Annotated in this window: 20 protein-coding genes, 1 tRNA gene and 1 riboswitch; of the genes, 10 read left to right on the top strand and 11 right to left on the bottom strand. The window is 61.9% G+C overall.

The genetic code is table 11. The annotated features are described in order from the left end of the window. Both phoU and X743_RS143125 read left to right on the top strand, forming a co-directional pair. Positions 1 to 726: a phosphate signaling complex protein PhoU gene (phoU, locus tag X743_RS143120; protein WP_023768361.1), complete on the top strand. Its 726-nt coding sequence runs from the start codon at positions 1 to 3 to the stop codon at positions 724 to 726. A 98-nt stretch (positions 727 to 824) separates the two neighbouring features. After that, positions 825 to 1,832 (top strand): magnesium and cobalt transport protein CorA, encoded by a 1,008-nt coding sequence (locus X743_RS143125; protein ID WP_013897272.1) that lies wholly within the window; start codon positions 825 to 827, stop codon positions 1,830 to 1,832. Between the two features lie 112 nt (positions 1,833 to 1,944). Here the strand turns inward: X743_RS143125 and X743_RS143130 are convergent, their stop codons facing one another. After that, on the bottom strand, positions 1,945 to 2,463 hold the full coding sequence (locus X743_RS143130; RefSeq protein WP_023768360.1) for a GcrA family cell cycle regulator: 519 nt from the start codon (positions 2,461 to 2,463) through the stop codon (positions 1,945 to 1,947). A gap of 356 nt (positions 2,464 to 2,819) precedes the next feature. Here X743_RS143130 and X743_RS143135 point away from each other — a divergent pair, with 356 nt between their 5' ends. The 3 genes from X743_RS143135 to X743_RS143145 all read left to right on the top strand — a co-directional run bounded on the left by X743_RS143135 (position 2,820) and on the right by X743_RS143145 (position 6,093). Further along, positions 2,820 to 4,019, top strand: coding sequence for an aspartate aminotransferase family protein (locus X743_RS143135; protein WP_023768359.1), 1,200 nt, complete (start codon positions 2,820 to 2,822; stop codon positions 4,017 to 4,019). An 18-nt stretch (positions 4,020 to 4,037) separates the two neighbouring features. Further along, on the top strand, positions 4,038 to 4,949 hold the full coding sequence (gene argF, locus X743_RS143140) for an ornithine carbamoyltransferase (protein ID WP_013897269.1): 912 nt from the start codon (positions 4,038 to 4,040) through the stop codon (positions 4,947 to 4,949). Positions 4,950 to 5,061: 112 nt separating this feature from the next. Next, positions 5,062 to 6,093 carry an Hsp33 family molecular chaperone gene (locus tag X743_RS143145; protein WP_013897268.1) on the top strand — a complete coding sequence of 344 codons (1,032 nt, stop codon included), beginning with the start codon at positions 5,062 to 5,064 and terminating at the stop codon, positions 6,091 to 6,093. Between the two features lie 39 nt (positions 6,094 to 6,132). On the opposite strand, the gene apaG is transcribed toward X743_RS143145, so the two are convergent. Then, positions 6,133 to 6,525: a Co2+/Mg2+ efflux protein ApaG gene (gene apaG / locus X743_RS143150; RefSeq protein WP_023768357.1), complete on the bottom strand. Its 393-nt coding sequence runs from the start codon at positions 6,523 to 6,525 to the stop codon at positions 6,133 to 6,135. A gap of 220 nt (positions 6,526 to 6,745) precedes the next feature. On the opposite strand from apaG, the gene X743_RS143155 reads away from it, so the two are divergent. Next, complete coding sequence (locus X743_RS143155) at positions 6,746 to 7,897, top strand: ceramide glucosyltransferase (RefSeq protein ID WP_023768356.1); 1,152 nt, start codon at positions 6,746 to 6,748, stop codon at positions 7,895 to 7,897. Between the two features lie 35 nt (positions 7,898 to 7,932). Here X743_RS143155 and X743_RS143160 read toward each other — a convergent pair whose 3' ends face one another. Continuing rightward, positions 7,933 to 9,123 (bottom strand): O-succinylhomoserine sulfhydrylase, encoded by a 1,191-nt coding sequence (locus X743_RS143160; protein ID WP_023768355.1) that lies wholly within the window; start codon positions 9,121 to 9,123, stop codon positions 7,933 to 7,935. Between the two features lie 55 nt (positions 9,124 to 9,178). Beyond that, positions 9,179 to 9,256: riboswitch (SAM riboswitch) on the bottom strand. 88 nt (positions 9,257 to 9,344) lie between these two features. Between X743_RS143160 and X743_RS143165 the strand changes: the two genes are divergently transcribed. Next, a complete protein-coding gene (locus tag X743_RS143165; protein WP_023768354.1) occupies positions 9,345 to 10,439 on the top strand; it encodes a 2'-deoxycytidine 5'-triphosphate deaminase in 1,095 nt (364 codons plus the stop codon). A gap of 99 nt (positions 10,440 to 10,538) precedes the next feature. Beyond that, positions 10,539 to 11,312, top strand: a complete 774-nt coding sequence (locus X743_RS143170; RefSeq protein WP_023768353.1) for an ABC transporter substrate-binding protein — start codon at positions 10,539 to 10,541, stop codon at positions 11,310 to 11,312. A gap of 271 nt (positions 11,313 to 11,583) precedes the next feature. On the opposite strand, the gene araD1 is transcribed toward X743_RS143170, so the two are convergent. The 4 genes from araD1 to chvE all read right to left on the bottom strand — a co-directional run bounded on the left by araD1 (position 11,584) and on the right by chvE (position 16,856). Next, positions 11,584 to 12,576 carry an AraD1 family protein gene (gene araD1, locus X743_RS143175; RefSeq protein ID WP_023768352.1) on the bottom strand — a complete coding sequence of 331 codons (993 nt, stop codon included), beginning with the start codon at positions 12,574 to 12,576 and terminating at the stop codon, positions 11,584 to 11,586. Positions 12,577 to 12,870: 294 nt separating this feature from the next. After that, positions 12,871 to 14,157 (bottom strand): multiple monosaccharide ABC transporter permease, encoded by a 1,287-nt coding sequence (mmsB, locus tag X743_RS143180; RefSeq protein ID WP_023768351.1) that lies wholly within the window; start codon positions 14,155 to 14,157, stop codon positions 12,871 to 12,873. After that, positions 14,154 to 15,686 carry a multiple monosaccharide ABC transporter ATP-binding protein gene (mmsA, locus tag X743_RS143185; RefSeq protein ID WP_023768350.1) on the bottom strand — a complete coding sequence of 511 codons (1,533 nt, stop codon included), beginning with the start codon at positions 15,684 to 15,686 and terminating at the stop codon, positions 14,154 to 14,156. The genes mmsB and mmsA overlap by 4 nt, the downstream gene beginning before the upstream one ends. A 99-nt stretch (positions 15,687 to 15,785) precedes the next feature. Next, the gene (gene chvE / locus X743_RS143190; protein WP_023768349.1) at positions 15,786 to 16,856 is read right to left on the bottom strand and encodes a multiple monosaccharide ABC transporter substrate-binding protein; all 1,071 of its coding nucleotides are present in this window, start codon (positions 16,854 to 16,856) and stop codon (positions 15,786 to 15,788) included. Positions 16,857 to 17,144: 288 nt separating this feature from the next. Between chvE and X743_RS143195 the strand changes: the two genes are divergently transcribed. Next, entirely contained in the window at positions 17,145 to 18,134 is a 990-nt protein-coding gene (locus tag X743_RS143195) for a LysR family transcriptional regulator (protein WP_023768348.1), read from the top strand. A gap of 119 nt (positions 18,135 to 18,253) precedes the next feature. Here the strand turns inward: X743_RS143195 and X743_RS1000000172410 are convergent, their stop codons facing one another. Next, a complete protein-coding gene (locus X743_RS1000000172410; RefSeq protein ID WP_156934524.1) occupies positions 18,254 to 18,529 on the bottom strand; it encodes a hypothetical protein in 276 nt (91 codons plus the stop codon). Between the two features lie 339 nt (positions 18,530 to 18,868). On the opposite strand from X743_RS1000000172410, the gene X743_RS143205 reads away from it, so the two are divergent. Further along, positions 18,869 to 19,630, top strand: coding sequence for a Stf0 family sulfotransferase (locus tag X743_RS143205; protein ID WP_023768346.1), 762 nt, complete (start codon positions 18,869 to 18,871; stop codon positions 19,628 to 19,630). A gap of 243 nt (positions 19,631 to 19,873) precedes the next feature. Here X743_RS143205 and X743_RS1000000170010 read toward each other — a convergent pair whose 3' ends face one another. The 3 genes from X743_RS1000000170010 to X743_RS143210 form a co-directional block, all read right to left on the bottom strand. Continuing rightward, the gene (locus X743_RS1000000170010; protein WP_198028499.1) at positions 19,874 to 21,331 is read right to left on the bottom strand and encodes a methyltransferase; all 1,458 of its coding nucleotides are present in this window, start codon (positions 21,329 to 21,331) and stop codon (positions 19,874 to 19,876) included. A 228-nt stretch (positions 21,332 to 21,559) separates the two neighbouring features. Further along, entirely contained in the window at positions 21,560 to 21,868 is a 309-nt protein-coding gene (locus X743_RS1000000172980) for a hypothetical protein (protein WP_023768344.1), read from the bottom strand. Between the two features lie 355 nt (positions 21,869 to 22,223). Beyond that, positions 22,224 to 22,297: transfer RNA gene (locus X743_RS143210), tRNA-Gly, on the bottom strand. Positions 22,298 to 22,310: the final 13 nt, after the last annotated feature.

Here is a 22,310-nt window from a genome sequence, read left to right as displayed (position 1 = left end):
ATGCAGTCCGTGCACATAGTGAGCGCCTACGACGAGGAACTGAAATATCTGTCGAAGCGCATCGCGGCGATGGGCGGCCATGCCGAACGCATGGTCGAGCAAGCGGTCGCCGCCCTGGTCAACGCCGATCCGGGACTGGCCCAGAAGGTCATCCGTGACGACGCGGTGCTGGACGAGGGACAGCGCGAGATCGACGACAAGGCGATCATCATCATCGCCAGGCGCCAGCCGATGGCGACGGACCTGCGCGAGATTGTCGGCGCCATCCGCATTTCCGCCGACCTCGAACGGGTCGGCGACCTCGGCAAGAACGTCGCCAAGCGCGTGGTCGCCGTCACCGACGGGCGCCAGCCGACCAGCCTGTTCCGTGGCCTGGAGGCCCTTGCCAATTTGGCGCTGACCCAGCTCAAGGAAGTTCTCGACGTCTACGCGTCGCGCTCGGTCGAGAAGATCGGCTTCGTGCGCGACCGCGACGATCAGATCGATGCCATGTACACGTCGCTGTTTCGCGAATTGCTGACCTACATGATGGAAGATCCGCGCAACATCACGCCCTGCACGCATCTCCTGTTCTGCGCCAAGAACATCGAGCGCATCGGCGACCATGCCACCAACATCGCCGAGACCATCTACTACATCGTCACCGGTGACCAGATGCCCGCGGACCGGCCGAAGGGCGACAAGACGGACAAGATCGGCCTTTCACCGCCACCGTCGGTGACGTGAATGCACTTTTGCTCGAACGCTTGATCATATTGCGCTAAACTATCCCGACGCCAGACGGGTTGGTTCCCCAGTGAGGGCAATGCTTTCGGGAGGCAGCGATGGAATATGTCCGGGAGTTCAAGCCCGCGCCGCCGCAGTCAGGCATCATCGCCTCCGGCGTCTACACCGCCGGGCGTCGCATTGCCGACATTCCGATCGAGGAAGCCGGCGAGTGGGCCAAGAAGTCGGGACACGTCGTCTGGATCGGGCTGCTTGAACCCGACCGGGAGCTCCTGTCGCGCGTCCAGGCGCAATTTCATCTGCACGAACTGGCGATCGAGGATGCCGAACATCCGCATCAGCGGCCTAAGATCGAACAATATGGCGATGCGCTGTTCATCGTCGCCCGCACCGCGCAGCTGATCGAAGGACGTGTCACCTTCGGCGAGACGCATCTGTTCGTCGGCAGCGGCTACATCGTCAGCGTCAGGCACGGGCCTTCGACATCCTATGCCGCCGTGCGCCAGCACTGGGAAAGCTGCCCGCATTCGCTGGCCAAGGGCGAGGATTTCGTCCTCTATGCCATTCTCGATTTCATCGTCGACAATTACATGCCGGTGCTCGAGCAGATCGAGGACGAGGTCGAGGCGATCGAGGACAAGGTCCTTCTGAAGCCGATGACCGGCCCCGACATCGAGCGGCTCTATATGCTGCGCCGCGACCTCTTGCGCCTGCGCAATGCAGCGCTGCCGCTGGTGGAAGTCTGCCGCCGGCTGACCAGTGCCGACCTGCCGCAGATCCATTCCGCCATGCACCCGCTGTTCCGCGACGTGACCGACCACATCCGGACCGTCCAGGAAAAGATCGACAGCCTGCGCGAGGTGCTGGCCTTCGCCTTCGAGGCGAGCCTGCTGGTCGGTCAGAGCCAGGAAACGGCGATCTCGAAGAAACTCGCCTCATGGGCGGCCATCCTGGCCGTGCCGACCGCCTTCGCAGGCATCTACGGCATGAACTTCACCGATATGCCGGAACTGAGGATGGAATATGGCTATCCGATGGTACTGGCCACCATCGCGCTGATCTGCGCGGTCCTGTACTGGCGGTTTCGCAAGAACGGGTGGCTGTGAAAGTAGGGCAGCAGGGCAGCAGGGCAGTAGGGCAGTAGGGCAGTAGGGCAGTAGGTTAAGGCGCTCACAAGCGCAGCTCAAAACATACTGCCCTACTGCCCTATTCCCTTACTTACCTGTTCCGCCTCCGCTCCGCCGCCGGCTGGAACGCAACCCGGGCGTGGTATTTGCAGTAGGGGCCGGTTTCGGCGGCTTCGTTGCCGCAGAAGTTGAAGTCTTTCGAAAGCGGATCGCCGTTCGGCCATTTGCAGGTTCGCTCGGTCAACTCGACAAGCTGCAGATGCCGTGAGATCGGTACCACGACGTTCTCGACCGGCCGGATATAGTGCCGCGCCACCGGTTCGGCGTCGAACTGGGTCTGCAAGGCCGTCGCGCCGATCGATGTCGTGACGTGACGCGATGCGCTTGCGGCCCGCGCCACCGATTTCTGAACGGTCGATCCCTGCGCCGTCTTCTTCTGGCGTGCCGGCGCCGCCGTTGCGCGCCCGCGGCCCGACAGTTTCAGCCGGTGCACCTTGCCGATGACCGCGTTGCGGCTGACCCCTCCGAGCTGCGCAGCAATCTGGCTTGCGCTCAGACCCTCCGACCACAGTTTTCTGAGAAGTTCGACCCGCTCGTCAGTCCAGTTCATGAGACCGCGCTCCTGCTAAGCGTGCGGCAATCAGAATCCACTCCCGACCCAGCACCACTGCTGGGGCAGACACCACATATATCTGGTGATTAGGTCCGCCGCACGAAATCTAGTTATTTCTCGACTACAACTACTCTATGCGCTGACTCGGTGACAAGAGTCCCAAGTGCAACACGAATCGGTTTTTTCGGTTTTCCCCAACTTGCCGCTCTCTTATGAGCCGGCGTCCTGTCAGGGGGCTTGCCGCGTGCCACTACGCGACGTTTTCGTTGACTTCATGGCCGAAAAACACGATAAGCCGCAAAGGCCGCCGCTTTGGCGGCTTTTTTGATTTTCCGGCACCGGAGAAGCATATAATGAGCGGTTCGGCGCTTTTCGAGACCTTTTCTCGCGCACCCCTGGCTTTCGACCATGGGGAAGGCTCCTGGCTGGTTACCGACAAGGGCGAGCGATATCTCGATTTCGCCGGCGGCATCGCGGTCAATTCGCTTGGCCACGGTCATCCGCACCTGGTCGCGGCCCTCACCGAGCAGGCAGCCAAGCTCTGGCACGTTTCCAACCTCTACGAGATTCCCGGGCAGAGCCGTCTTGGCGAGCGGCTGGCCGATGCCACCTTCGCCGACAAGGTGTTCTTCACCAACTCCGGCGCCGAGGCGTTGGAATGCGCGATCAAGACGGCGCGGCGCTACCACTTCGTCAAGGGCCATCCCGAGCGCTTCCGCACCATCACCTTCGAGGGTGCTTTCCACGGCCGCACGCTGGCGACAATCGCGGCCGGTGGCCAGTACAAATACCTCGAGGGGTTCGGACCCAAGGTCGAAGGCTTCGACCAGGTCGGCTTCGACGACATCGATGCCGCCGAAAAGGCGATCACCCCGGAGACCGCCGCGATCCTGATCGAGCCGGTGCAGGGCGAGGGCGGCATCCGCCCGGTGCCTGCGCAATCGCTGAAGCGGCTGCGCCAGCTTTGCGACCAGCACGACCTGCTGCTGATCTATGACGAGGTCCAGTGTGGCATCGGCCGCACCGGCAAGCTGTTCGCGCATGAATGGTCAGGCGTCACGCCGGACATCATGGCCATTGCCAAGGGCATTGGCGGCGGCTTCCCGATGGGCGCCTGCCTTGCCACCGACGAAGCGGCCGTCGGTATGACCGCCGGCGTGCATGGCACCACCTTCGGCGGCAACCCGCTGGCCATGGCGGTCGGCAACGCCGTACTCGACGTGGTGCTCGAAGAGGGCTTCCTCGAGGACGTCCAGCGCAAGGCGCTGCTGATAAAGCAGGGACTTGCCGCCGTTGCCGACGAATTTCCCGAGGTCATCGAGGACATCAGGGGCACCGGGCTGATGCTCGGCCTCAAATGCGCCATGCCCAATGCCAAGGTGAACATGGCATTGCGCGACCAGCACCTGCTGGCGGTTCCGGCCGGCGACAACGTCATTCGCCTGCTGCCGCCGCTCACCGTCACCGATGCCGAGATCCACGACGCGCTCGATCGCATCCGCGCCGGCGCCAAGGGCCTGGTGGAGGCGATCGCCTCCGCCGCCGCGAAGTAAATCCCGGAACCGTTGCCGATGTCACTTCGCCACTTCACCGATCTTTCCGCCGTTTCCGAAGGCGATTTGCGCTTCATGCTGACCGACGCGGTGGCGCGCAAGGAGCGCCTCAAGGCCGGGGAGCGCTCGAAGCCGCTCGAAGGCAAGGTGCTGGCCATGATCTTCGACAAGCCGTCGACGCGCACGCGGGTGTCCTTCGACGTCGGCATGCGCCAGCTTGGCGGCGAGACCATCATGCTGACCGGCACCGAGATGCAGCTCGGTCGTTCCGAGACCATCGCCGACACCGCCAAGGTGCTGTCGCGCTATGTCGACGCCATCATGATCCGCACCACCTCGCACGAACGGCTGCTGGAGCTGACCGAGAACGCCACCATTCCGGTCATCAACGGGCTGACCGACGATACCCATCCATGCCAGCTGATGGCCGACATCATGACCTTCGAGGAGCATCGCGGTCCGGTTGCCGGCAAGACCATTGCCTGGACTGGCGACGGCAACAACGTGCTGCATTCGCTGCTCGAGGCGTCGGCGCGGTTCCGCTTCAACCTCAATGTCGCCGTACCCGAAGGCAGTGAGCCGGCGCAGAAGCATATCGACTGGTCGCAGGCGAATGGCGGCAAGCTGCACTTCACGCGCTCGCCCGAGGAGGCCGTCGACCAGGCCGACTGCATCGTCACCGATTGCTGGGTGTCGATGGGGCAGGAGCATCGCGCCCGTGGTCACAACGTGTTCTCGCCCTATCAGGTCAATGCCAAGCTGATGGCCAGGGCGAAGCCAGACGCATTGTTCATGCACTGCCTGCCTGCTCATCGCGGCGAGGAAGTGACCGACGAAGTCATCGACGGCCCGCATTCGGTGGTCTTCGACGAGGCCGAGAACAGGCTCCACGCCCAGAAGGCCGTGCTTGCCTGGTGTTTGGGCGCTTGAAGTGTCTCGGTGCTTGAAGTGTCTGGGCGCTTGATCTGCGGGGGCGCGATGCCTATCTGCGCCGCATCACGCAAATCAAGCGCGTTTGGACGCATGCTCCCGAGAGGACGGCATGGCCGCGCCCCGGAGCTTTGTCATGTTGGAAACGTATCAAGTGACTGAACACCACCCCAAACTCGGCGAGTTCGGCTACGCCGGCGACGATCACGTCGTGCCCTTCGAGGTCGGCCCGCTCGACGTGCGTGGCCGCACGGTCCAGCTCGGGCCGATGCTCGACGCCATCCTGAGCCGCCACGATTATCCCGAGCCGGTCGCCCGCCTGCTCGCGGAAGCCTGTGTGCTGACGGTGCTGCTCGGCACTTCGCTCAAGTTCGAGGGCAAGTTCATCCTGCAGACCCGCACCGACGGGCCGGTCGACATGCTGGTGGCGGACTTCTCCACGCCCTCTGCCCTGCGCGCCTATGCGCGCTTCGACGCCGATCGGCTCGAGGCTTTGGTCGCGGTCGGCGAGACATCGCAGCAGACGCTGCTCGGCAGCGGCGTTCTGGCGCTGACCATCGACCAGGGCGCCCACACGCAGCGCTATCAGGGCATCGTTCAGCTCGACGGCGAAACGCTGGAAGACGCCGCGCGCACCTATTTCCGCCAGTCGGAACAGATCCCGACCGATATCAGGCTGTCGGTGGCCAAGCTGTTGACGCCCGGCCCTGGCGGCGCGCGCGAGCAATGGCGTGCCGGCGGCATCCTGGCGCAGTTCCTGCCGCAATCGCCCGAGCGCATGCGCGTTCCGGACCTGCCCGGCGGCGATGGCGATCCGCGCGAGGAGATCCATGATCCGGCCGACAATTCCTGGCAGGAGTTGCTGGCGCTGCTCGGCACCATCGAGCCGACCGAACTCATCGATCCGACGATCGGCGCCGAACGGCTGCTCTATCGCCTGTTCCATGAGCACGGCGTGCGCGTCTTCGGCGGCGTTCCCGTCGCCGACCAGTGCTCATGCTCGCGCGACAAGATCCGCGGCATCCTCGAGGGCTTCTCCGCGCAGGAGATCAAGGACAGCACCGAGGATGGCGGCATCCACGTCGCCTGCGAGTTCTGCTCGAAGCAATATGACTTCGACCCGGCGGAATTCGCGGCGCAATGAAGGAACCGGCTTTCTCTCCATGGAACGGGGAGAAAGCCGCTAATTCACCGTCCGCCGCGTTCCTGGCAGGTCGAGTGAAAATGCCGGAATGGCGATGTCGAAGGTCTCGCCGCGCTTGTTGCGCATCGTGTAGCGGCCGACCATGATCCCTGACGGGGTCGAGAGCGGGCAGCCGGACGTATACTGATAGCTGTCGCCGGGATTGAGTTCAGGCTGGTCGCCGACGACGCCCGGCCCACTCACTTCCTCGATCCGGCCGGTGCCGTCGGTGATATGCCAATAACGCGACAGAAGCTGCACGAACTCGTCCGACTGGTTGTCGATCGTTATCTGATAGCCCCAGACATAGCGGTTCTCCGAAGGATCCGAGCGGTCCTCGAGGTAGAACGGCCTGACCTGCACTTCGATGTTGCGCGTGACGGCGCTATACATAAACGGCTCCAAACTGATCCGGTAATTTCGGCGCTCCCGGCGGGCAGGTCAACATGCGCGTCTTGTCGCGCCCGGCCTTGAAAGGCAGGTGCCGGCAAAGAATGTCATTTAAGTGACACAGGACAATGGTGGTGTGCGCCAAGCGGGCGACTCGACGCTCTGTCGAACTGTTGAAAACGGCCACAAAGCCGGCCGTCTTTTCTGGAGTGACCAGATCTCGATGGAACTCACTCTCATAGCCGCCTCGCTTTCGACTGCTCTCATTCTCTCAAATGCCGCCAGCATTTCGCTTGCCGCTTCGCAGCTGAAGCGGCGAACCACGGTCGCCCCGCCCGACGGCAAATCGCAGCCGGTGTCGATTGTCATACCATCGCGTGGTGTCGAGCCGTTCACGCACGAGACACTGGAACGCGCCTTCTCGCTCGACTGGCCGCGCTACGAACTGATCTTCTGCGTCGCCCATGCCGACGATCCGGTCGTCAAACTGATAAACAGGGCAATTGCCCGGTTTCCCAAAGTGCCGGCCCGGCTGTTGATCGGCGACGACCGCGTCAGCGCCAATCCCAAACTCAACAACTGCGTCAAGGGCTGGGAAGCGGCGCGCCACAACTGGGTCGTTCTTGCAGACTCCAACGTGCTGATGCCCAGGGATTACATCCAGCATTTGATGGCGGCGTGGCGAGCCGATACCGGCCTTGTCTGCTCGACGCCGATCGGCTCGCGTCCCGACGGTTTTTGGGCCGAGGTCGAATGTGCCTTCCTCAACACGCTGCAGGCCCGCTGGCAATATGCCGGCGAGGCGCTCGGCCTTGGCTTCGCCCAGGGCAAGAGCATGCTGTGGAACAAGCCGATGCTGGATGCCAGCGGCGGCATTCGCGCGCTGGCCGCCGAGATCGCCGAGGACGCCGCCGCGACCAAGCTGGTGAACGGCCTCGGCCTGCGCGTCAATCTCGTCGCTTCGCCCTTCGAGCAGCCGCTCGGCCGGCGCACGCTTGGCGAGATCTGGTCGCGCCAGGCCCGCTGGGCGCGCCTGCGCCGTGTCACCTTCCCGCTGTTCTTCGCGCCCGAAATCCTCACTGGTGCTGTGGTGCCGCTGGCGCTTGCGCTGGTCGCGGCGGCAGGCGCCGGCTTCAGCCTCTGGGCAACCGCGCTTACCGTGTTGGCGGCCTTCTATCTTCCGGAATGCGCCCTGGCCTGGTCCAAGGGCTGGTACCTGTCGCCGCGCATGGTCGCGGCGATCATGGTGCGCGACCTGATCCTGCCGGCGATGTGGACGCGCGGCTGGCTCGGCGGCGCCGTCGACTGGCGCGGCAATGCGATGATCATCCGCACCAAGGCGGCCGAACTGGAGGAGACGCCGTCAAGCGCCTGATCGCGCCTGCTCGACGGACCTGCTTGGCTGTCTCTCTATTTGGCCGCCCTCAACGCCTGCGCGATGTCTTCCAGAAGGTCGTCGGTATCCTCCAGGCCGACCGACAGCCTGAGCGTACCTGGCCCGATGCCGAGTTCGGCGCGCGCCTCCTCGCTCAAATTCTTATGCGTCGTCGTCGCTGGATGGGTGATCAGGCTCTTGGCATCGCCGAGATTGTTCGAGATCAGAACGATGTCCAGCGCATTCTGCAAGGCGAAGGCCGCCTGCTTGCCACCCTTGACGTCGAGGCAGATCAGCGTCGAACCGCCCGACATCTGCTTCTTGACGATATCAGCCTGCGGGTGGTCGGCACGGCCGGGATAGATGACGCGGGCGATCTGTGGCTGCTCGGCCAGGAAATCGGCGATCCTGCCGGCGCTTTCCGTCTGCTGGCGCACGCGCACCGGCAGCGTCTCCAGTCCCTTCAGCAGCGTCCAGGCATTGAACGGCGACAGGCTGGGCCCCGTGTGGCGGAAATAGTCGTGCAGGTTCTCGTCGATCCACTTCTTGTCCGACAGGATAACGCCGCCCAGGCAACGGCCCTGGCCGTCAATGTGCTTGGTGGCCGAATAGACGACAATGTGGGCGCCGAGCTGCAGCGGCTTCTGCTGCAGCGGCGTGGCGAAGACATTGTCGACGACGAGCCGCGCACCGATTGAATTGGCCAGCGATGCGACGGCTGATATGTCGACCACTTCCAGCGTCGGGTTGGTCGGGCTTTCCAGGAAGAACAGCTTGGTATTGGGCTTGACCGCTCTTTCCCAGTTGGCGATGTCGGTGCCGTCGACCAGCGTCGCTTCGATGCCATATCGCGGCGCCAGCGTCTCGACCACCCAGCGGCAGGAGCCGAACAGCGCGCGCGCCGCCACGATATGGTCGCCGGCCTTGACGCTGCACAAGAGTGCCGCCGTCACCGCCGCCATGCCCGACGCCGTGGCGCGCGCATCCTCGGCACCCTCCAGCGCGCACATGCGCTTTTCGAACATGTCGACCGTGGGATTGGCGTAGCGCGAATAGATGAAGCCTGGTTCCTCGCCCTTGAAACGGGCCTCCGCCGCCTGCGCCGTCTCGTAGACATAGCCCTGGGTGAGGTACATTGCTTCCGACGTCTCGCCGAATTGGGAACGCAAGGTTCCGCCGTGGACGAGGGCTGTCTGTGGCTTCCAGTCGCGCTTCTTGTTGCTCATTGCTTTGTTCCAGACACAAAAAAACCGGCCGCGAAAGTCGCAACCGGTCCATACGGCCTTGCGGCCAACGGTCCTTTAGCGACTTGTTTAACGTGGCTGCAAGCCGACCGGCCAAATCACCACGGGATAACGACCCTTTAGACCCGTCCCACGCTTGCGTCAATTGCTGGCTTCATTAAGAGGTTTGTGCGACAAGAAAATCGTCGGCCAGGAGCGCAGCCTTGCGGCAGACAGGCATTCTTCCCGATCAGGACATTGCGGCGCTGTTCCAGTCCGGCGCGCTGAAGTCGCCGCGCGCGCTCGGTGCCGACCAAATCCAGCCGGCGAGCCTCGATCTCAGGCTCGGCGACACGGCCTGGCGGGTGCGGGCTTCCTTCCTGCCGGGCCCCAACCACACGGTTTCGGAAAAGCTCGATCGCCTGAAGCTGCACGAGATCAATCTTGCCGAAGGCGCTGTGCTGGAAACCGGCTGCGTCTACATCGTGCCGCTGCTCGAAAGCCTGGCGCTGCCGGCGGAGATTTCGGCCTCGGCCAACCCGAAGAGCTCGACCGGCCGGCTCGATATCTTCACCCGTGTGATGACCGACCGCGGCCACGAGTTCGACAAGATCGCCGCCGGCTACAACGGTCCGCTCTATCTGGAAGTCAGCCCGCGCACCTTCCCGATCGTCGCGCGCACCGGTTCGCGCCTGTCGCAGATCCGCTTTCGCACCGGCAATGCACTGCTCTCGGAAGCCGAATTGCATGAACTGCACCGTGCCGAGATGCTGGTCGCCACCGAACCGCCGAACATTTCCGGCGGCGGCATCGCTCTGTCGATCGACCTCAACGGCGACAGTGATGGGCTGGTCGGCTATCGAGGCAAGCATCACACCGGTCTCGTCGACGTCGACAAGCGCGCCGCGCAGGATGTCGTAGATTTCTGGGAGCCGATCCACAAGAGCGGCGCCGGCGAACTGGTGCTCGATCCCGACGAGTTCTACATCCTCGTCAGCCAGGAAGCCGTGCATGTGCCGCCGCTCTATGCAGCCGAGATGACGCCCTTCGATCCGCTCGTCGGTGAATTCCGTGTTCACTATGCTGGCTTCTTCGATCCGGGCTTCGGCCATTCGGCGTCCGGCGGCACCGGCAGCCGGGCGGTGCTCGAAGTGCGCAGCCACGAAGTGCCGTTCATCCTCGACCATGGCCAGATCGTCGGCCGGCTGGTCTACGAGCACATGCTGAAGCGGCCGCAGGCGCTTTACGGCACCGACCTCGGCTCCAACTACCAGGCGCAGGGCCTGAAGCTGTCCAAGCATTTCCGCGCCGCGCGCTGAGCTCCGATTACCACCAGGTAAAATACTTGCCTGCGCTGGCACATCATGCTTGGCTGGCTTGTCGGTCGCCGGGATGCGGCGCTCAAGGGGAACAAGAAAATGCAGATTTCAAAATGGATCCTATCGGCGGCAGGCGCTGCCATGTTGGCGATGGCGGCCGGCTCTCTGTCGGCGCAGGCTGCCGAGAAATTGAAAATCGGCACCGAGGGCGCCTATCCGCCGTTTAACACCATCACCTCTGACGGCAAGGTTGTCGGCTTCGATATCGACATCGCCAATGCGCTGTGCGCGCAGATGAAGGTCGAGTGCGAAATCGTCACCCAGGACTGGGATGGCATCATCCCCGCCCTGCAGGCCAAGAAGTTCGACGCCATCATCGCCTCGATGAGCATCACCGAAGAGCGCAAGAAGCAGGTCGCCTTCACCAACAAATATTATACGACGCCGCTCGCCCTGGTCGCCTTGAAGGACAGCGACATCGCCTCCACCGAACCTGCGGCACTTGCCGGCAAGACGGTCGGCGCCCAGGCTGCGACCACGCAGGCCACCTATGACCAGGATGTCTATGGCAAGGCAGGCGCGGAGGCAAAGCTCTACCCGACCCAGGAGGAAGCGATCACCGACCTGCAGAACGGCCGGCTTGACGCTGTGATCTCGGACAAGTTCGTGCTGATGGACTGGATGAAGAAGGCGAGCGACGGCTGCTGCAAGATGATTGGAGACGTCAAGGGTACGGAGACGCAAGCCGGCATCGCCGTGCGCCTCGAAGACACCGCACTGCGCGACAAGCTCAACGCGGCCATCGACGCCATCGTCGCCGACGGCACCTACAAGAAGATCCAGGCCAAATATTTCGACTTCGATATCTATTGAGGGATTGAGGCTGCCAATCTCCCCCCTCGTGGGGGAGATGCCCGGCAGGGCAGANTTCGACTTCGATATCTATTGAGGGATTGAGGCTGCCAATCTCCCCCCTCGTGGGGGAGATGCCCGGCAGGGCAGAGGGGGGCGCGAAGGATCGCGGCCTTTCTTCAAGATGCCGGGAATAGCCTGAAGACAGAATTGTTTCGATTGAGACGCTGGCGGGACAGCGCCCCCCTCTGGCCTGCCGGCCATCTCCCCCACAAGGGGGGAGATCACTCCATCACAAAGCCCTGACCGCCACCTTCATCGGCTGCTCAATCTCGAGCGGGTTGCGTAGCGGCAGGCCGAAATCCCCGGCCTCGATCTCGAATACGTCGCCGGCTTCGGTCTTGATGCCGTCGGCGAAGGACAGCGTCGCCGTGCCGAACATGTGCACATGCACGTCGCCGGGCTGACGGAAGGCCGAGTATTTGAAGTGGTGATGTTCGAGATTGCCGATGGTGTGCGACATGTTCGCTTCGCCCGACAGGAACGGCTTTTCCCACAGCGTCTTGCCGTCGCGCACGATACGCGACATGCCGCGGATGTCCGATGGCAGGTCGCCGATCAGGATCTCGGGTCCGAAGGAGGCGTTGCGCAGCTTGGAATGGGCGAGGAAGAGATAGTTGACGCGCTCGGTCACGTGGTCGGAAAACTCGTTCGACAGCGTGAAGCCGACGCGGAACGGGGCACCGTCGTCACCGATGACATAGATGCCGGCCACCTCGGGTTCCTCGCCGGCGTCTTTGGCGAAGGCCGGTGACAGCAGCGCGGCACCCGGCGCCACGGCCATCGTGCCGTTGCCCTTGTAGAACCATTCCGGCTGCACGCCGGTCTGGCCTTTCGCGGGCTTGCCGCCTTCCAGGCCCATCCGGAACATCTTCATGGAATCGGTGAGCTGCTCCTCGCCGTCGGTGCTGAGCTTCTTGTGCATGGAATCGCGCGTCGCGGCCGAACCGAGATGCGTCAGCCCGGTGCCGGTCAGATGCAGGTGCGCCGGATCGGGGTGATTGATCGGCGACAGGAGCCGCCCCTTCTTGTAGGCGGCGTCGAGATCGACCGTCTCGCCAAGTCCCTTGCGCTCGATCAGCGCGACGAGGCCGGTGCCGGTGCGGGCAGCCTCCATCGCCAGCGAATAGACGCTGCGCGCCCCGTTGATGATCCGGGTCTTGCCGCCGCTGCGGGCAACGACACGGATGGTCTCGGCGTCGTCGAGAATCTGCGAGATCAGCATGATCAATCCTCTCTCATGTGCCTTGGCATGGCTGCCGGTGCGGCAAACCTTCCCAAGCGCGGCCGGAACGTCGTCCGTGCCACGGGTGAAATTCTCCGTTCGGATTGCGCTCGCGGGGCCTGGTTCCTTGAGGGAACTTCTTCATGCCGGCGGGTTGCCGACAGCGCCGCGATGTGACCCGTATGCCTTCCTCGTTGCCCTTGCTGGAGCGGTTCGACCCGCTCCCGGTATTTTTTTGTCCCTACGCAATTCCTGTGGGAAAACCGCGACGCACTTTTCCTGGAATTGCTCCTGTCAGGCCTTGTTCTTGTTGTAGACGTCGAAGATCACGGCGCCGAGCAGCACCAGACCTTTGACCACCTGCTGCCAGTCGACATTGACGCCCATGATCGACATGCCGTTGTTCATCACGCCCATGATGAAGCCGCCGACCACGGCGCCGATGACCTGGCCGACGCCCCCCATCGCCGAGGCGCCGCCGATGAAGACGGCGGCGATGACGTCGAGTTCGCTGCCCAGGCCTGCCGCCGGCACGGCCTGGCCGAGGCGGGCCGCGATGATCAGGCCGCCGAGCGCCGACAGCACGCCCATATTGATGAACACCAGCAAAGTCAGCCGCTCGGTGTTGATGCCCGACAGTTGCGCCGCCTTGGGATTGCCGCCCATCGCGTAGATACGGCGGCCAATGGTCATGCGCTTGGTGACGAAGACGAACAGCGTGATCAGCACGCCCATGACGAGCAGCACCACCGGCAGGCCCCGGTAGCTGGCGAACTCATAGACCAGGAACAGCGCCAGCGCGCTGGCGACCAGCGTCTTGACGATGAACAGCGGGAAGGGCTCGGCCTCGTAGCCATGACGTTCGCGCTTGCGCCGCGTCCTTACCCCGAAATAGGCATAGGCCAGCACGGCGATCAGGCCGAGCACGACCGTCGTCATGTGCAGGGTCACGCCGCTGCCCAGGATGGTCTTGCCGGCCGCGTTCACTACCGGCGGGACAAGCGTCAGCGGGCCGATCACGTCAGGGATAAAGCCGGAGCTGAGCATTTTGAAGTCGTCCGGAAGCGGGCCGACCGAAGAGCCGCCGCCGAGCAGCGCCTGGCAGATGCCGCGGAAGATCAGCATGCCGGCCAGCGTGACGATGAAGCTCGGTATCCGGTGATAGGCGATCCAATAGCCTTGCGCCGCGCCGATCAGGCCGCCCACGATCAGGCAGATGATCGAAACCACCAGCGGATTGCTGAGCGGCCCGAGCTGCCAGATAACCATCATGTTTGCCGCCAGCGCGCCGATGAAACCGGCGACCGACCCGACGCTGAGGTCGATATAGCCCGATACGATGACCAGCAGCATGCCCAGCGCCATCACGATGATGAACGAGTTCTGCTGCACCAGGTTGCTGAGGTTGACCGGCTTGAACAGCGTTCCCGAGGTGGTGAACTGGAAGAACAGCATGATGACGATCAGCGCGATAATCAGGCCGTATTCGCGCAGGTTCGTCGCCAGCGCCGACACGGCGATGCGTGGACGCTGTTCTTCGGCGATGTTGCCCTGTGGGGCGGGGGCGCTATCGGTGCTCATGCTGCTTTTCCTTCTCCCCGGACGATGGCGCGCATTATTTTTTCCTGGCTCGCGTCCGCCGCGGGCATTTCGCCCACGATGCGTCCTTCGTTCATGACGTAGATGCGGTCGGTAATCCCGAGCAATTCCGGCATTTCCGACGAGATGACCACGATCGCCTTACCTTCCGAGGCAAGCCGCGCGATGATCGTGTAGATTTCGTATTTGGCACCGACGTCGATGCCGCGCGTCGGTTCGTCGAGGATCAGCACGTCAGGGTCGGCGAACAGCCATTTCGACAGCACCACCTTCTGCTGGTTGCCACCGGAAAGATTGCCGGTCAACTGATAGACACTGGACGCACGGATATTGGTCTTCTTGCGATAGTCGTTGGCAACGGCGAGTTCGCGCATGTCGTCAATGACGCTGTGGCGCGACACGCCGCCGAGATTGGCAAGCGTTATGTTGTGCTTGATATGGTCGATGAGGTTGAGACCGTAGGTCTTGCGGTCCTCGGTGACGTAGGCAATGCCGTGTTGGACCGCCTTGCTTACCGACGAGACATCGACCGGCTTGCCCTTGAGCAGCACCTCGCCGGTGATGCGGCGGCCATAGGAGCGGCCGAAAAGGCTCATCGCGAATTCGGTGCGCCCGGCGCCCATCAGCCCGGCAATGCCGACCACCTCGCCCTTGCGCACATTGATGTCGATGCCCTTGATCACCTGCCGTTCGGCGTGGAGCGGGTGATAGACCGACCAGTTCTTCACCTCGAACACGACCTCGCCGATCTTGGGCTCGCGCGGCGGATAGCGGTCATCGAGCGAACGGCCGACCATCGAGGTGATGATACGATCTTCGCTGATATCCTTCTTGGCCAGCGTCTCGATGGTGCGTCCGTCACGGATGACCGTTACCTTGTCGGCGACCCGGTTGATCTCGTTGAGCTTGTGCGAAATCAGGATCGAGGTCATGCCTTGCCGCTTGAATTCGAGCAGAAGATCGAGCAGCGCCTGGCTGTCTTTTTCGCTGAGCGACGCGGTCGGCTCATCGAGGATCAAAAGCTTGACGTCCTTGCTCAGCGCCTTGGCGATTTCGACCAGCTGCTGCTTGCCGACGCCGATATTGGTGATCAGTGTCTTGGGGTCCTCCTTGAGGCCCACCTTCTTCAACAGCGCGCCGGTGCGCGCCTCGTTGGCATCCCAGTCGATCACGCCGTAGCAGGCGTGTTCGTTGCCGAGGAAGATATTTTCAGTGATCGACAGCATCGGTACCAGCGCAAGCTCCTGGTGGATGATGACGATGCCCTTGTGTTCGCTGTCATGGATGCCTTTGAACTGGCATTCCTGGCCCTGGAAGATGATCTGGCCATCATACGTGCCTGCGGGATAGACGCCCGACAGGACCTTCATCAGCGTCGACTTGCCGGCGCCGTTCTCTCCGACCACGGCGTGGATCTCGCCTTCCTCGACGCTGAGGTTGACGTTCGACAGCGCCTTCACGCCGGGGAACGTCTTGGTGATGTCGCGCATCTCCAAAATCGTCGAGGTCATGGGCAATAATTCTCCTGCGAGGTCCGCAACAATACCGGGGTCGCTGGTGAACGAAAAGGGGCCCTGCGTTGCGCAGGACCCCTGGCTTTGCAACCGAAATTACTTCAGGTCTTCGGCCTTGATGTAGCCGGAGTCGACGACCAGCTTCTGGTAGTTCGACTTGTCGACTTCGTGCGGCGTCAACAGGATCGAGGGAACGACCTTGACGTCGTTGTTGTAGGTCTTGGTGTCGAGGCCGTCAGGCTTGCCGCCCGAGAGCACCTTGTCGACCAGACCGACAGTGGCCTTGGCCAGGTCGCGGGTGTCCTTGAACACGGTCGAGTACTGTTCGCCCGTGATGATCAGCTTGACCGAGGCGGTCTCGGCGTCCTGGCCGGTCACGATCGGCCAGGGCTGTGCGTCGGTGCCGTAACCAACGGCGCGCAGCGAGGCGGTGATGCCGCGCGACAGGCCGTCATAGGGCGACAGAACGCCATCGACGCGGCTGCCGTCCGAATAGTTGGCCGACAGGAGGTTGTCCATGCGCGCCTGGGCGGTGGCTGCCAGCCAACGCAGCGTGCCGACCTTGTCCATGCCCATCTGGCCGGACTTGATCTTGATCGAGCCGTCGTCGATCAGCGGCTGCAGGACGGAAATCGCGCCGTTGTAGAAGAAGAAGGCGTTGTTGTCGTCGGGCGAGCCGCCGAACAGTTCGACGTTCCACGGCTTGGTGTTCGGGAAGCGTTCCTTGAGGCCCTTGACCAGCGAATTCGCCTGGATCACCCCGACGCCGAAATTGTCGAAGGTGGTGTAATAGTCGACATTGGCGGTCTTCTTGATCAGGCGGTCATAGGCGACCACGACGACGCCCGCGTCAGCGGCCTTCTGCAGCGCATCCGAAAGCGTGGTGCCGTCGATCGAGGCGATGATCAGCGCCTTCGGGCCCTTGGTGATTTCGTTTTCCAGCTGGCTGAGCTGGTTGGGGATGTCGTCCTGCGCGTACTGCAGGTCAACGGTGTAGCCAAGAGCCTCGAGCTGGGACTTGACGGCATCGCCGTCATTGATCCAGCGCTGCGAAGTCTTGGTCGGCATCAGCACGCCGACAAGACCCTTGTCGGCCGCGTGTGCCGAATAGGTCATGGCAGCGATGCCAAGCGCCGCGACTGCGGCCAGTGTCTTGATGATTTTCACATAACTCTCCCTGTTTGATGGACGCGGCACCCCGGGGGTCGCGGGCCGCGCAATCGTGCAGAAGCGCCAAGGCACTGCTGCCGTCATATCGATCTCCGGTATCCTCCCATGGTCCCGAACCGCTGATTTCAATCGATACGATTTCATCGTCGGCGACTGTCACGTCTCGGAACGCGCGAAGGGTGTGGCTCTTTGCCATAACTGTCAAATGCGATCTTTGATGGTTGCTATACCGGGACTGATATATGTTGGATCCAGGAACACGATATTGGCGAGTTAGGGGCATTCGTGGCGACATTGCGCAATCCCGGTGGAATTTCAGAGGGTTACAACGAGCTGCCCGGTGACGGCGAGACCCTGCTGCGCAGCGGTCTCAGCCTGCGTCACATGCGCATGATCGTGGCCTTGGACGATCACGGTCGGGTGAGCGCGGCTGCCCAGGTCATGAACATCTCGCAACCGGCGGCTTCGCGCATGATCGCCGAGATGGAGGCGGTGCTGGAGGTCAAGCTGTGCGAAAGGCTGCCGCGTGGCGTCACGCTGACGCCCTACGGCAAGGCGCTGGCGAGGCGTGCGCGCTCGATCCTGCTGGAGATGCGCGAGGTCGATCGCGAGATCTCCGAGCTCAAGGCGGGCAAGGGCGGCTCGGTGTTCCTGGGTGCCGTGACGGCGCCGGCGATCGAACTGGCGGTGCCGGCGATTCGCGAAATTCGCCGCATCTATCCGCGCATCGAGATCACCATGCAGGTCGAGACCTCGAATGTGCTGGCGCGCGAACTTATTGCCACGCGCCATGATTTCATCATTGCGCGCATTCCTGACGACCTGAACCCACGGCTGTTCGAATCCCGTGTCATCGGCGTCGAGAAAGCCTGCCTGATCGTGCGCCGCGGCCACCCGCTCACCAGGGGCAGCGTGGTGCGGCTGGAAGATACCGCCGCCTATGACTGGGTCTTTCAATCGGGCGGTTCGCCCTTGCGCCAGGCGATGGAGAGCAATTTCCTCAACCGCAACATCGCGCTTCCGGACCGCATCCTCAACACCAGCTCGCTGCTCTTGACGCTGGTCATGGTCGCGCAGTCCGACGCCATCGCCCCGGTCTCGATACAGGTCGCGAAATTCATCCAGAATCCCGACGGACTCGCCGGCGCCATCGACGTCGTCCAGACCGAGTTCGACATCGAGGTCAGGCCCTACAGCCTGATCACGGTCAGGAATCGCGTGCTGTCGCCGGCCGCCAAGATGCTGCACGATTTTATCCTGCGCGAAGTGGGATGATGGAACGCGAATCGAGCTCGCGCGTTCAGTCCAGTCGGCATGCTCGCTGGAGCCCGTTTTGGGCGAGGGAACGAGGCGCCGGTAGTCAACAAGTCGGGAGGTTTTTGATGGAACGTCGGTTATTTCTCACTGGAATGCTTGGCGTTGCGGGGGCAGTTGCGTTTGCAAGCGTAGCCGGACCCGGCCGCGCGGTTGCCGGTATTCCCCAAGGCAACGGTATTCCCCAGGGCAACGGTATTCTCGATGAACTGGACAAGCCTGATCCGGCTGTCTTCGAAGACGACGACCAGGTCGAGGTGGAGCAGATATCCCATCGCCGATGGTATCGCCGCCACCATCGCCATGGCGGACGACGTCGCGTCTGGAGAAGGGTCTGCCGTCGTTATTGGCGCCATGGCCGTCGCCGTGTCCGCTGCTGGCGTGAGCGCGTCTGGGTCGGCATCTGGCTGTAACGGACCGCGAGTTGAAGGCCGGCCACCGCTGCGGTGGCCGGGTGCCTTGTTGATTGGGGACGTATGCAGGGGCCAGACCTGTGCGTCGCACCCAGCGACGGAATTGGCCGGCCTGTTTAGCCTAAGACTGCTTAGCCGAAGATCGAATTGACGGAATCATATTAGAGACTACTAATTGGCCTGTTGTTAGACGGAGGTGACCATGCCGAGGAGCCATCGAGGCGCAGAACCGTATCCCGCAATGCCGGCCATACGCTTACAGGCAGGGGGCAACCGGCACGCATGAAAGGTGTGGCGATACTGACCGAGGCCCGTAGCGGCTCAGAATGGCTTGGCAGCCTCGCAAACAGCACCGGATTGTTAGGCAACTCAGCCGAATGGCTCGACACGGCCAATCTGGGTTTCAAGCCGAAATCCTTCGATGAACTCCTGTCTGCCGTCATCGATCGCGGCGGGACCGCGAATGGCAGGTTCGCCGTAAAACTGTTTCCACGCCACCTTCACTGGTCGCAGGCGAAACATGGAGCCGACTTCCTTGCCGAATGTGTCCGGCGCCATACCATGGGTTTGATCCTGCTGGAACGGCGCGACCGCCTTCGTCAGGCGATTTCCTACTGCCGGGCAAAGGCGTCTGGCGGTTGGAGAAGCACGATGGACCGCGCGGATCTGGTTCCGCAATACGACTTCGCCGGTATCTGCCGGGCCTATTTCCTGATTGAGCAGAGCTATGCCTTCTGGGAGGCCTACTTGCGCCTCGCCGATTTGCCCCACGACCATTTCTTCTACGAAGATCTGCTGGATGATCCCCGTCCCTACGTCGCATCGGTTGCCCGGCAATTGTCGGTTGAGATGCCCGACTGCGAGTTCAAGACGAATTTGCGGTTGCAGCGGGACACGCATACCGAAGAGTGGGTGGAGCGTTTCCAGGACGACGCCCGATCCGGAGACGTGCTGGCCCACCTCCCCGAACAGGTGGCGCCGCGCAACTTCGAGAATTTCACCCGGTTCCTTCTCAAGAAGCAGATGCGAATAGGCCAGGCTTAGACTTGCCGCGGCGCCCACTGGTTTCCGGAGCCAAATCAGGCGCAAACCCTTCGGACATATGCTGGAGCGGGTAGCGGGAATCGAACCCGCGCGTTCAGCTTGGGAAGCTAGCCCTTTCGACCGGATTCCAACGAATACCGTGTAAAATCGGGCAAATAGCGCTTGTTTGAAATCAATGGGTTACCGTCGAAATGTAAAACCGTCGGACGGTTACAATGCCGCGGTTCTTCCCAGCGCAAGGGGTCAGTGGCTGTCGTGATCGGCAACCAAGTTGCAGCGTCCATCCGTCCCGAAAAACAAACCTCTGCCGGCCCCCTCTTTCCACCAACCATTTCCGGAGGCAGAGCGACGCAGACTGACCACGCCGAAACGCCACGCGCTCTTGTCGCCCTGGTAGGGCTGCAAGGAGAATAAATCTTCGTAGTGCGGCACCGGCCAGGTGTGATCCAGCACATCCCAGTCGCCTATCTTCCCACCAAGCCACATATCAAAATGATCTCGAGTCTTTGTGGCGGGCGGATTCGGATAGAGGGCAATTAGATGGGCTGTTCCGTCAGGATCGAGCTTGGCAGGCAGCGATTCGACAATTTTTCGAAGCAGATCGGTCCCTTGCAGTCCGCCGCTCCAGAAATTGTCTCCTGGTTGCGCTGCACTATCAGGAGCGTAAGGAGGATTGGCCAAGAGGAGATCGCATGTTCCCTCGATTGAGTTGAACAAATCGCTTAAAATAAACTGTGCGTTGCTTTTGCCGTTAAGCATTGCATTGAACGTTGCAAACTCAACAGCGCGCGGATTGATGTCCGCGCCGATAACCGACGAACAATGATCTGCGGCCAGTATCGCGTGAATACCGGATCCTGTCCCCAAATCGACTGCCCGCCGTCGTGGACTTCTTTTGACCAAGCCGCCGAGAACAAAGCTCTCTCCCCACAGCCACATGACCTGATTGATTGTGGAATTCTTGGCAGGATGGTCCGTTACAATGTAGCTGCCGTAGCAAGGAAATAAACACGCGTTCGCTTGCAGGACTCCGCCCGCACAGTCGGTCAGGAGGCCCATATCAAGCGCTGTATCGACGAACCTCGACGTAAGCTGTTTGGCAAAGAGGTTCGCGTTGACCTGACGGCCATCAATAAAGAGCGAAATAAGATTGTCGATGGGATCGTTTGCACGAGCGACCCAGTCGGGTCTCATCGAGGCCCAGAAATTAACCCCTAGGCGAGGAAAAACCCCCAGTCGCTTTGCGCAACTAGCGAGGTCAAAACTGCAACTGCGCAATTCGCTCACAAATTGCGTCATTCGTTCAGGTGCCACCGGGACCGGTGCAGCAACTTCGCGACAAATCGTCTGCAGTGTCGAGCTTGCTGGCTGTTCGGATCTAGCTGGCGGCGCTTCAGCCAAATGACCTGGCGGCGTATCCGCTTGCAGGAGGGCAATTATCTCATCTTTCTGATCGACAAGTGCCGATTTCAATTCCGCGTCGATTGCGCCCACAGGAGCACTGCATCTAAGCCGGGACCCTTCAACCCATAGGTTCACCTTGCGGCTACGCAAAATTGTTAGAAGCGTGCTGACGTCCATCATAGAGTGTTCCTGATACTGAACGTTACCTTCGAAGGATGAAGCTGGCCGCCGCTTCCTGGCGTTCTTTCGCCAGCGATCAGCCTGGTTGGCACCTTGATGACGCTGGACCTTGCCCACGCCCCTCACTCCCAAAGGAAGAATGCTTCCAAAGTGGCAGTGAGTCCAGATAAGTTTAGCTACGGCTAATGGGCAGGGTAAGCGTGATACGCCGTTGGACTAATTGTCCTTATGCTAGTTCCAGCTAATTTGCCCCGCGACGGGAATTCAAACCCTACTCCTCGTCAGCCTTATGACACTTAAGCCCGCTGGCCCCCTGGGCTTTTTTGTGCCCGGTCGACGGCGGTTTTATTTGACGGGCGGCACTGATCGGAAAACCAGCACATTGGGGCCGAACTCCCTCACCCAAGCCTCATCCCTGGTGCCGCTGCGGTAGGAGCTTCGACACAATGCCTTCGAGGCCATTCGCTCGGCCGCGAAGAACTCGGCGCCACCGCCTTCAAGGTACTGGCTGTACTGGATGACGCCGTCGGCGGGCTTTACCAGGTTCCACAGAATCACCTTGCGCTCGATCACCGGCAGCGGGCGCGGATCCTCGCCATCCTTGTGCAAGATGTCGAAGGCGACGAAGGCAAGCAGCTCGGCATTCCATGCCAATGCGCGATTGCATGGCGTGAAAGTTCGGCCGGCCGTCCGGCTCGGGCGCGATCATCTCGCCGTCGAGGATCAATGATTTCGCCGGCAGCTTCTCCACGGCGGCAACGATCGGCCAATAGCGCTTTGACCAGTCGTGCTCCATCTTGGTAAACGCCCGGCCGCCGGCCCCGTCGAGCACCAGCTGGGTGCGGTAGCCGTCATACATTTGCACAACCTATGAGGTCGTCGTCGGACGCGCGCTGTAGCGTCCAAGAGAGCGACTCGACCAAAAAGCGGAACGAAGCGGTAAAACTGCCTGTAATAACCACCCAATTTAGCTTGCTCCAAACCAGGCGCAAACCCTTGCGGCATATGCTGGAGCGGGTAGCGGGAATCGAACCCGCGCGTTCAGCTTGGGAAGCTGACAGGCTACCATTACATCATACCCGCGCAGCAGCCTCGT

Source organism: Mesorhizobium sp. LNHC232B00, from assembly GCF_000502435.1.
Taxonomy (GTDB): domain Bacteria; phylum Pseudomonadota; class Alphaproteobacteria; order Rhizobiales; family Rhizobiaceae; genus Mesorhizobium; species Mesorhizobium opportunistum.
The sequence above is the reverse complement of the archived record's forward strand: the minus strand, read 5'-3'. Positions and strand labels throughout refer to the sequence as shown.

Coding starts and splice junctions, on each gene's coding strand:
- phoU (WP_023768361.1), top strand. CDS start 1: ATGCAGTCCGTGCACATAGTGAGCGCCTACGACGAGGAACTGAAATAT.
- X743_RS143125 (WP_013897272.1), top strand. CDS start 825: ATGGAATATGTCCGGGAGTTCAAGCCCGCGCCGCCGCAGTCAGGCATC.
- X743_RS143130 (WP_023768360.1), bottom strand. CDS start 2,463: ATGAACTGGACTGACGAGCGGGTCGAACTTCTCAGAAAACTGTGGTCG.
- X743_RS143135 (WP_023768359.1), top strand. CDS start 2,820: ATGAGCGGTTCGGCGCTTTTCGAGACCTTTTCTCGCGCACCCCTGGCT.
- argF (WP_013897269.1), top strand. CDS start 4,038: ATGTCACTTCGCCACTTCACCGATCTTTCCGCCGTTTCCGAAGGCGAT.
- X743_RS143145 (WP_013897268.1), top strand. CDS start 5,062: ATGGCCGCGCCCCGGAGCTTTGTCATGTTGGAAACGTATCAAGTGACT.
- apaG (WP_023768357.1), bottom strand. CDS start 6,525: ATGTATAGCGCCGTCACGCGCAACATCGAAGTGCAGGTCAGGCCGTTC.
- X743_RS143155 (WP_023768356.1), top strand. CDS start 6,746: ATGGAACTCACTCTCATAGCCGCCTCGCTTTCGACTGCTCTCATTCTC.
- X743_RS143160 (WP_023768355.1), bottom strand. CDS start 9,123: ATGAGCAACAAGAAGCGCGACTGGAAGCCACAGACAGCCCTCGTCCAC.
- X743_RS143170 (WP_023768353.1), top strand. CDS start 10,539: ATGCAGATTTCAAAATGGATCCTATCGGCGGCAGGCGCTGCCATGTTG.
- araD1 (WP_023768352.1), bottom strand. CDS start 12,576: ATGCTGATCTCGCAGATTCTCGACGACGCCGAGACCATCCGTGTCGTT.
- mmsB (WP_023768351.1), bottom strand. CDS start 14,157: ATGAGCACCGATAGCGCCCCCGCCCCACAGGGCAACATCGCCGAAGAA.
- mmsA (WP_023768350.1), bottom strand. CDS start 15,686: ATGACCTCGACGATTTTGGAGATGCGCGACATCACCAAGACGTTCCCC.
- X743_RS1000000172410 (WP_156934524.1), bottom strand. CDS start 18,529: ATGGCGCCAATAACGACGGCAGACCCTTCTCCAGACGCGACGTCGTCC.
- X743_RS143205 (WP_023768346.1), top strand. CDS start 18,869: ATGAAAGGTGTGGCGATACTGACCGAGGCCCGTAGCGGCTCAGAATGG.